We start from the raw sequence: 3,412 nt of genomic DNA on the forward strand, positions 1-3,412 counted from the left end.
CGCCGCCCCCGCGCCCGCCCCGGGCGGCGAGCAGGGCGACGCGGGCAGCGGCTCCGCCGGCTCCGACGCCTCGGGCGGCTCGGGCGGTGGCCCCGCCGCCTCCGGCGTGAGCCGCGGGCCGGTGCGCGTCTACAACAACAGCACCATCACCGGCCTGGCCGCGAGCGCCGCCCAGGACCTCCGCAGCGCCGGCTGGGAGGTCGGCGAGGTCTCCAACTACCCGTTCGGCATCATCCGCACCACCACGGTCTACTACCGCCCCGGCACCGCCGAGCAGGGCACCGCAGAGGAACTGGGCCGCGAGTTCGACATGCGGGTCTCGGAGCGCTTCGAGGGCCTGCAGGACGCCAGCCCCGGCGTGATCGTGATCGTCACCAACGACTACAAGAACCTCTGACCCCAGCCCAGCCTCCCGTCGAGAACGACGTTGTCGTGATCAACAGGGCCAAACGATCACGACAACGTCGTTCTCGACGGTGGGGCTATGGGGCGGCGCGCCGGTCGGCGTAGGCCTGCAGCGCGGCCAGCTGGGCCGGGTCGAGGGAGGCCGGGACGGCGGCCCGGGCGGCGGCGATGTGGGCGGCGGTGACCTGCGCGGCGTCCAGCGACTCCCGCATCGCCGTCAGCGCGGCCTCGCGCAGCACCGCGGCGCAGTCGGCGGCCGAGTAGCCGTCCAGCTCCGCGCCGAGCTCGTCGAGGTCGACGTCGTCGGCCAGCGGGGTGTTGCGGCTCGACGCGCGCAGGATCTCGGCGCGCGCGGCGGCGTCCGGCGGGGGCACGTAGACCAGCCGCTCCAGCCGGCCGGGTCGCAGCAGCGCCGGGTCGATCAGCTCGGGGCGGTTGGTGGCGCCGACGACGATGACGTCGCGCAGCGGCTCGGCGCCGTCGAGCTCGGTGAGCAGGGCGGCGACGACCCGGTCGGCCACCCCGGAGTCCGACGACTGCCCGCGCCGCGGGGCGAGCGCGTCGACCTCGTCGAGGAAGACCAGTGCTGGGGCGGCGTCGGCGGCCTTGCGGAACAGCTCGCGCACCGCCCGCTCGGACTCGCCGACGTACTTGTCCAGCAGCTCCGCGCCCTTCACGGCGAGCACGTTGAGCTGGCCGGTGCCGGCGAGCGCGCGCAGCAGGAAGGTCTTGCCGCAGCCGGGCGGGCCGTAGACGAGCACGCCGCGCGGTGCGGCGACGCCGAGGCGGGCGAACGAGTCCGGGTACTGCAGCGGCCACAGCACCGACTCGGTGAGCGCCTGCTTGACCTCGACCATGTCGCCGACCTGGTCGAGGGTGATGCCGCCGGTCTGCAGGGTGTCCGAGGAGGACATCGACAGCGGGCGCACGGAGCCGACGGCGTCGAGCAGGTCCTGCTGGGTGATGGTGGCCTCGCCCTCGCCGCGGTGGCGCAGCGCGGCGTGCACGGCCGCCTCCCGCCGGACGGCGGCGAGGTCGGCGACGACGAACCCGGGCGCCCGCTCGGCCACGGCCTTGACGTCGACGTCCGCGGCCAGCGGCACCGCCGACAGCAGCCTGCGCAGCAGCTCGGTGCGGGTGCGCAGGTCGGGCAGGGCCAGCCCGACCTCCCGGTCGACGAGGTCGGGCGCGCGCAGCCGGGGGTCGACCGACTCCGGGGACGACGTGGTGGCCAGCACCGCCACCCCGGGCGTGTGCACGGCCTCGCGGAGCAGGTCGAGCACCATCGTGGCCAGCGGCGGCGGGGACTCGGCCGGCAGCAGCGCGTCGACGTCGGTGACGGTGAGGACGGTGCGCCCGCCGGTGCGGGCCTGCCCGACGGCGTCGCGCACCCGTTGCGCCGCGGCGCCCGCCTCCATCGCGGCCACCCCCGGCGCCGCGAGCTCGACGCACCGCGCGTCGACGGCGGCGGCGACGCCGCGGGCCAGGGTCAGCTTGCCGACGCCCTCCGGCCCGGTGATCAGCACGCCGAGCCGGGGCGACCCGCCGAGGCTGGTCAGCAGTTCGGGCCGGTCGAGGCTCAGCTCCAGCCACTCGACGAGCCGGCGGGCCACCTCGACGTTGCCGACCAGGTCCTCGATCGGCACGGCGGGCTCGGCCGGCACCGCCGGGGCGGTCGCGGTGGCGGCCGGCGCTGGGGTGGAGGGCGTCGTCGGCCGTGGGGCGGCGGGTGCCGCGGTCGGCACCGGGTCGCCGGTGGCGGCGCCGCCTTCCCAGCCGACGACGGTGCTCGGGTACACGGCGACCGACCCGACGGGCTCGACCGCGGCCACGGTCAGCAGCTCGCTGGTCCAGGCGCTGCCCAGCGCGCCGGCGACCCGTTGCCGGGCGGTGGGCGCGTCGAGGCCCGGCGCGGGTTCGACGTCCTGGGGCAGCAGCGACACCGCGTCGCCGCCGGTGACGACCTTGCCGATGAGCGCGGAGCGCATGGTCTCCGGGGTGAGCGACGCCCTGGCCAGCTTCGATCCGGTCAGCGTGATGCGCCGGGCGGGCTCGACCCTGGCGGGGGCCAGTACGACGGGGGCGCCGTCGGTGAGCCCGGTGTTGGACAGCGTGACGTCGTCGAGCGTGGCCTGTCCGGGCGGGCCGTCGGCCGGGGCGACGAGCGCGGTGGTGACCCGGGCCCCGGTGAGCGTGACCGCCTCCCACGAGCGCAGCCCGAGCGCGTCGATGACCTCGGGGTGCAGCCGGACGACCCCCCGGCGGGCGTCGGCCGCGGAGGCGGCGAGCCGGGCGACGAGCGTGATCGAGGGCGCGTTCGGGGCGGTCACGCGCGCACGCTATCCGGCGCCCGGCCGGCCAGGTCGACGACGGGTCGCACGGCGGTATCGCCACCGCATTGGGCGCTATCGCAACGATAGTGGCGGCGCTATCGTTGCGACGTGGATCACAGTGCTGCCGGGAAGCTCGCCGAACTGCTCGAAGGGGCGCGGCCCGAGGACCGCAAGGCCATCACCGCGTGGCTGCTGGAGCGCCCGATGGCGCCGGCGGCAGGCGCGGCCGGCATCGAGGTCGTCAACCTGGGCAACGCGCCGATCGGCGCCCTGCACCGGGCGGGCTCGGCCTGGCTCGGCGAGGAGCGGGTGGAGCGGCTGCGCGGCTCGCTCGCCCCGGGCGGGGAGAGCCAGCTGGTCACGCTGCGGCTGCCCCAGGAGCGCCACGCCCAGCTCCGGCAGTGGTGCGCCGAGCACGACTTCTCGATGGCGGCGGTGATCCGCGGGCTGGTCGAGCAGTTCCTGGAGGCGCGGGGCGCGTCCGGGTCAGGGGCGGCGGCGGGCCCGGCGGATTCCTAGCCGGAGCCGGTCGCGCTGGGGCTGCTGCGTCCCGGGGTGCGCGCGCCCGTTGCCCGACGGCCTGCCCCGAGCCGCACCGCCGGTCTCCTCGCCGAAGCGGCGCACCGCGCGGGCCATCGCGCTCGCCCGGCCGGCCACCCTGCGCCGCAGCGGCG

The 3,412-nt window shown here is 77.0% G+C and carries 3 protein-coding genes; 2 read left to right on the plus strand and 1 reads right to left on the minus strand.

Annotated elements, in window-relative coordinates:
• Window positions 1–397 (plus strand): LytR C-terminal domain-containing protein (locus KIK08_RS38195; RefSeq protein ID WP_214408188.1); only part of this gene is annotated, 397 nt, incomplete at its 5' end.
• Between the two features lie 85 nt (window positions 398–482).
• Here KIK08_RS38195 and KIK08_RS38200 read toward each other — a convergent pair.
• A complete protein-coding gene (locus tag KIK08_RS38200) occupies window positions 483–2,735 on the minus strand; it encodes an AAA family ATPase (protein ID WP_214408189.1) in 2,253 nt (750 codons plus the stop codon).
• Between the two features lie 111 nt (window positions 2,736–2,846).
• Between KIK08_RS38200 and KIK08_RS38205 the strand changes: the two genes are divergently transcribed.
• Complete coding sequence (locus KIK08_RS38205; protein WP_214408190.1) at window positions 2,847–3,257, plus strand: hypothetical protein; 411 nt, start codon at window positions 2,847–2,849, stop codon at window positions 3,255–3,257.
• The last annotated feature ends 155 nt before the right edge of the window (window positions 3,258–3,412 follow it).

The sequence above is a fragment of the Pseudonocardia lacus genome (assembly GCF_018531445.1).
Classification (GTDB): Bacteria; Actinomycetota; Actinomycetes; order Mycobacteriales; family Pseudonocardiaceae; genus Pseudonocardia; species Pseudonocardia lacus.